2 protein-coding genes are annotated in these 6386 nt (G+C 66.0%); one reads left to right on the top strand and one right to left on the bottom strand.

Going from position 1 to position 6386, the window contains the following annotated elements:
* Window positions 1-240 precede the first annotated feature (240 nt).
* Window positions 241-3282 carry an ATP-binding protein gene (locus ACM6JT_RS21090; protein WP_414857199.1) on the bottom strand — a complete coding sequence of 1014 codons (3042 nt, stop codon included), beginning with the start codon at window positions 3280-3282 and terminating at the stop codon, window positions 241-243.
* Window positions 3283-3746: 464 nt separating this feature from the next.
* Here ACM6JT_RS21090 and ACM6JT_RS21095 point away from each other — a divergent pair.
* On the top strand, window positions 3747-6386 hold a 2640-nt coding region (locus tag ACM6JT_RS21095), incomplete at its 3' end, for an ESPR-type extended signal peptide-containing protein (RefSeq protein ID WP_414857200.1).

The raw sequence follows: 6386 nt of genomic DNA on the forward strand, positions 1-6386 counted from the left end.
GGTGCTCCTACACTCACGGCCCGCGCTCGTTTACGCGGGGACTTCAACCCGCATACCCTCGCATCACGAATGATCGGCAAGGCCGATTCATCCCCTCGCGCAAACGTGCATCCACTGTAGACGAATCGACGGTGGAATGGGCATTGGTTAATCGCGTTCTACCCACGTTGGCCATCAGGACAAGGCGCGTGCGCTTGTGTCAGCCGCGTTGGCCGGGCGCCACCACTTCGTCTCCAACTGTCAACGCTCCGGCGTATCCACGATCGGAATCGAATCGGCGCCGTGTGCGGTCTCCGCCGCCATGCGCCGCGCAAGCGCATCGCCCGCGAGCTCGCGATAACGTTCGAACTCCCTCGCGAACGCGGCGGCGTCGCCCGCCAGCGCGAGCCGTTCGAGCGTCGCGCAGAAATCCGATATTCCGCTTTCCCCGATCATCGCGAACGCGCCGCGCATGCTGTGGATTTCCGTGCGCGCCGCCTTCAGGTCGCGATGCGCGAGCGCATTCGCGATCGCCGCGTTCGCGCGCTGCATCGCGTCGGCCAGCACCGCGTGCAGTTCGGCCGGCAGCGGCCGGTCCGCCTGCGACAGCGCACTCGCGGCCGGCCGCGCGTTGCGGCGCGACCCCGTATAACGCGTGATCGCCTGCTCGAGCGATTTCAACGACGTCGGCTTCGTGACGATCTCGTCGATGCCGGCCTCCAGCGACAGCCGCTGTTCGTCCGGTTCCGCATGGGCCGTTACCGCGAGAATCGGCAGCGTGTGGCCGCGCTCGCGCAGCACGCGTGCAAACGTATAGCCGTCGAGACCGGGCATGTTCAGATCCGTCATCACGAGCGCGTAGCTGTGACGCGCGACGAGTTCCAGCGCGTCCGCCACGTTCGCGGCGACGTCCGCGTGATAGCCGAGCACGTCGAGCTGGTCGTGCACCAGCGAGCGGTTCACCGGGTTGTCGTCGACGAACAGCACGCGCACGTTCGGTGCGTCGTCGTCGGTTGCATCGCCGGGCATCGTGCCGGGGCGATCGTCGTACGGCAGCGGCAGCGTGACGACGAAGGTCGAGCCGACGTTCGGCACGCTGTCGACGGCGATGCGGCCGCCCATCGATTCCGCGAGCTTGTGGCTGAGCGCCAGCCCGATCCCGGTGCCGCCGAAGCGGCGCGCGGTCGAAGCATCGGCCTGCGCGAACGGCTCGAACACGCGCTCGACCTGCGCGGCCGTCATGCCGATGCCAGAATCGCTGACGCGAATCATCACGGGCGTCGCGTCCGCGCCCGGCACGAACACGGACAGCGCGATCGAGCCGCGCTCGGTGAACTTGATCGCGTTGCTGACCAGATTGACGACGATCTGCCGCACCCGCAGCGGATCGCCGACGTACGGCCGGACGATGCGCGGATCGACTTCCGCGCACAGCACGACACCCTTCGCGGCCGCGACCGGCTCGAAGAGCTCGACCACGTCGCGCACGAGTTCGTCGATGCGGAAGCTCGTCGCTTCGAGCGTCATCCGGTCCGCTTCGATCTTGGTCATGTCGAGCACGTTGTTCAGCATGTCGAGCAGCATCCGCGCGGCCGATGTGACCGCGTGCAGCCGCGGCTTCTGGCGGCTCGGGTCGGGCGCCTTGTCGAGCAGTTCGAGATTGCCGAGCATCGCGTTCAGCGGCGTGCGGATCTCGTGGCTGATCGTCGCGAGGAAGGTCGATTTCGCACGGTTCGCGCTATCGAGCGCGCGCTCGGCGTCGGCGCGCGTCGTGATGTCGGAGAACGCGCACAGCAGCGTGTTTTTCCCGCGGTAGCGCCCGCGCACGAAGTTGACGACGAGGTCGCGCGCGCGGCCGTCGTCGAGCGTGACGGGCAGCTCGACGTCGAGCAGCACCGGCGCGCCGTTCGAGCGCGCGTGGTAGCACGCGAGCATGCGCTCGTGCAGCGGCGGCTCGCCCGCCGCATGCTCGTACGCCTCCAGCATCCGGTTGCGCAGCAGCACGTCGCGCGTGTCGAGCGACACGAGCGCGATGCCGAACGGCGACGTCGCGATGATCGCGCGGCTCATCTGCTCGCTGTCGAACACGCGGCGCGAGCGGCGGAACAGCGGCGCGAACACTTTCAGGTCGAATGAGATGACCAGCGTCCACAGCACGGCCAGGATCAGCGCGGCCACGCCGAACTCGCGCACGATCGTCGGCCAGATCGCGATCGCGATCGTGCGCCACGAATACGCGTAGACGATCGCGAAGCCCGAATCGGAGATCCGGTCGCTGATCGTGAAGACGCCGTGCAGATAGTTTTCCTTGAACCGGTCGATGCCGTGCCGCCATGCGTTCTCGGCAAGTGCGTGGCGCATCAGCGCGGCGCCGTCGATCGATGCGCGGGTGCGATCCTCGTCCAGCAGCTTGCGGCCGGCGTGATCGACCAGCATCACGACGGCGTCCTCGGGCGCCTGCTTCAGCCGGTTGTCGATCACGCTGACGTCGAGATCGCTGACGAAGGTCATGAAGTGTCGCTGGCCGTCGAACGCCGGCTCGACCAGGCGGAACACGGTCTTGCCCGTGAGCGGATCGATCGCGGGTGCCTGCCACGCGATGCGGCGCGTGTCGCGCCAGTAGCGCGCGGTGGCGGGGTTCGACCAGTCGGCGACGTCGAAGGCGAGCCGGTCGATCAGCTTGCGCGTATCGGCCACGCCAATGTGCGCCAGTACGTGCGAATAGGGCGTCGACGGCGGCGGCGTGATCGCGATCACGTTGCGATCGGGGCTGTACGCGTAGCCCGACATCGGGCGTCCGGTTTGCCGCTCCGCGGCGGCCACGGAGATCGTCAGCCGTTCCATCAACTGCACGTACTCGTCGATTTCGTCGTTGGTCGTGACGGCTTCCGGCGTGACCGCCACGAAGATCTCGCTCACGTTGCGCAGCGGCGAAAGCACGACATGCCCGTCGCGCACGAGCGCGTCCGCCGCGTTGCGCGAATGCTGCGGATGGCTGTTCCACAGCAGCTCCGCGTTGATGACCGCGCGTCGCATCGATGCCTGCTTCGCCTCGACTTCGAGCTGCACGAGCGCCTTGTGCGTCTCGAACAGTTCACGCCGTTTCGAGATGTAGTCGCGCACCGAACCGGCGAGCAGGATGCTCGTCGCGAACAGGATCACGCACGACAGCACCGTGGCGCCGCCGTACAGCGTGAAGCGCTGATAGCGGTTCAGCAGGCTCAGGTCGCGCGCGTCGCCTTCGCTCGACGCGAACGGCGCGCTGGCGTCCGCCTGGGACGCGAACAGTTTGCGGATGGGCATGGGACGAATACCGGGAAATCAATGCACAAATCGGGTGACGCGCGCGGGTCGATCGGCAAGGGCCATGTGCGAAGCGCGACGCGTAGCGATATCCGTAAGCCGTGTGGGAGGCAGGCGATTGCGCTGCCGGCTCGGGGAACGAGCCAATTATCAAGATGGCAGGATCGTCGGTATGTAGGGCAGTCCGAAACAATGGGCGGATGCCGGTAGGACTAGTCCTATTTGTGAGGTCGCCTGCGAGCTGCGTTTATACGATCCGATGCGTGTGCATGTCAAACGCGACGGTGATGGCGTGTTGCGCTTTCCTCGCAGAATTGTCAGGCATGTTCATATTCGGACCGGTCCTATAAAGATAGTTTGGCCGCCGCCAAGTGTCTGATTATCGAAAGCGCGCTTAAAAAATATATTGCCTCGTGTAACTGGATCCTCGTCTCAATCTCTCGTATCTCGTATAGAGGCAATCAATGAACAAGACTTATCGGACCGTCTGGAACGCGACGACGGGTACCTGGACCGCTGCGGCGGAAACGGCGCGCTCGCGCTCGAAATCGAATTCGAACGCGAAGTCGGCGATCGCGACGGCGGTCGCGATGATGGCGGGCGTCGGTGGTGCGGCGGTGTCGTTCGATGCGCAGGCGCAGGCGGCGGCGAACGGCGCGGGCGGGTTGAATTTGTGCGGCCCGACGGGCGGTGCGAACGGGGTGACCTTCGGATCGGGAGCCCTTACCGGTACGTCACTGACCGCGGCGTGTACCGCGAATCCGAGCCGCTTGAGCCTGAATCACCCGATGGCGTTCCAGCTCTATAACAACACCACGTCGACCGGCAGCGGCATGGGCCAGCCGTCCGCAGCGACCGAAGTCGGCATCGGCGGCAGCAAGGACGGCCATCTGATGTTGCTCGGCGGCTCGGGCGTGCACATCCAGGGTCCGGTGGATTTCGACAACAACGTCAACCTGACGAACCACCGCATCAATAATCTGGCGGCGGGCGTTGCGGGCACGGATGCCGTCAACGTCTCGCAGTTGAATGCGGCGATCGCGGCAACCGATAACCGGTATGTGGTGACCAATACGGGTACTTACGCCGCCGCGACGCCGGCGCAAGCGGGAAGCAGCGCGACTGCGGTCGGCGCCAATGCGAATGCTACCGGGCAGTCGGCTGTGGCGCTTGGCGGCAACACGGTCGCGACCGGGCAGAACGGGGTGGCTATCGGTACCATGTCGAGAGCGACGGGTTTGGAGTCTACGGCCGTCGGCGTGGGCGCCAATGCATCAGGAACGAATACGACGGCGTTGGGCCGCGGGGCCGCTGCGACCGCCAATAATTCGGTTGCGCTGGGCACGTTCTCGACCGCCGATCGTGCAAATTCCGTTTCGGTCGGTACTGCGACGGCGCAGCGCCAGGTCGTCAACGTCGCAGCCGGCACGGCCGCGACCGACGCCGTGAACCTCGGCCAGATGAACACCGCGCTTGCACCCAAGCTCGACAACACCGTCATCAAGGTCGGCGGAACGACTGCCGCGGCCACTTCCGGGAATACGTCGAACATCGCAATCGGCAGCGGAGCCACTTCGTACGCGGATCCGCAGAACTCCCCGGCCATTGCGATGGGATGGAACTCGAACGCGAACGGCGCCGGTGCGGTTGCGATCGGCTCCAACTCGACCGCGTCGGCTACCGAAGCCATTGCATTGGGCCTGCGCTCCACGTCAAGCGGGGCGAATGCAGTGACGCTGGGCGGCGACGCGAAGGCAACGGAACAGAACTCGGTCGCGCTCGGCTATGGATCGCTGGCGGATCGTGCAAATGCCGTATCGGTCGGCAGCTCGACGCTGCAACGCCAGATCACCAATGTGGCCGCCGGTACGGCAGCGACCGATGCCGTGAACCTCGCTCAGTTGAATGCCGCGCTTGCGGGCACGACAGCCAATCCGTACGTCAAGGTGAACGGCGTTACAGCTGATGCCACGGCGATAGCAAGCGGCGCAATCGCGATCGGCGGCAACGCCACCGCAGATGCCACCGGTGCGGCGCATCGAGCAGTTGCAATCGGGCAGAACGCCAGCGCAATCGGTAACAGTCTTGCGGTGGGCGGCAATGCGAACGCAGTGAGTCGCGCAGTTGCAATCGGCGGTGGTACAACCGCAAACGTCAACGGCGCGACCGCAGTCGGATATCTCGCCAGCTCGACCGCTGACAGCGCGACCGCGCTGGGTTACGGGGCTAGGGCAGGAAATGCCAAATCGCTCGCGCTCGGCGCGGGTGCGAACGTGCAAAACGACGGCAGTGTCGCACTCGGTGCCGACGCCTCCACCGATCGCGATAACAGCGTGTCGGTCGGCTCCTCGACGCTGCAGCGCCAGATCACCAACGTGGCCGCCGGCACGCAGACGACCGACGCGGTGAACGTGGGCCAGCTGAAGGACTCGGGCCTGATCGGCGGCGACGGCAAGGCGATTGCCGCGGTGACGTACGACCGCAATACGGACGGTTCGCCGAACTACGGCTCGGTGACGCTGGGCGACGGCAATGGTCCGGTGAAGGTGACGAACGTAGCGGACGCAACGGGCGACAGCGACGCGCTGAACCTCGGCCAACTGAAGCAATCGGGTCTGGTGGGCGACGACGGCCAGGGCAACCTGACGTCGCTGGCGGTGACGTACGACGACGCATCGAAGGACAAGGCGACGCTGGCCGGCGCGAACGGCACGACGCTGTCGAACGTGAAGGCAGGCGTGGCCGATCTGGACGCGGTGAACGTGAGCCAACTGAAGGACTCGGGCCTGATCGGCGGCGACGGCAAGGCAATCGCTGCCGTGACGTACGACCGCAACCCGGACGGTTCGCCGAACTACGGTTCGGTGACGCTGGGCGATGGCAACGGTCCGGTGAAGGTGACGAACGTGGCGGACGCAACGGGCGACAGCGACGCGCTGAACCTCGGCCAGCTGAAGCAATCGGGTCTGGTGGGCGACGACGGCCAGGGCAACCTGACGTCGCTGGCGGTGACGTACGACGATGCGACCAAGGCAGGCGTCACGCTGGGCAATGCCGGTACGCCGGTGGCGGTCCACAACGTGGCGGACGGCGTGCTGTCGGCG

The sequence above is a fragment of the Burkholderia sp. IT-111MI5 genome (assembly GCF_949752865.1).
GTDB classification, from domain to species: domain Bacteria; phylum Pseudomonadota; class Gammaproteobacteria; order Burkholderiales; family Burkholderiaceae; genus Burkholderia; species Burkholderia pyrrocinia_C.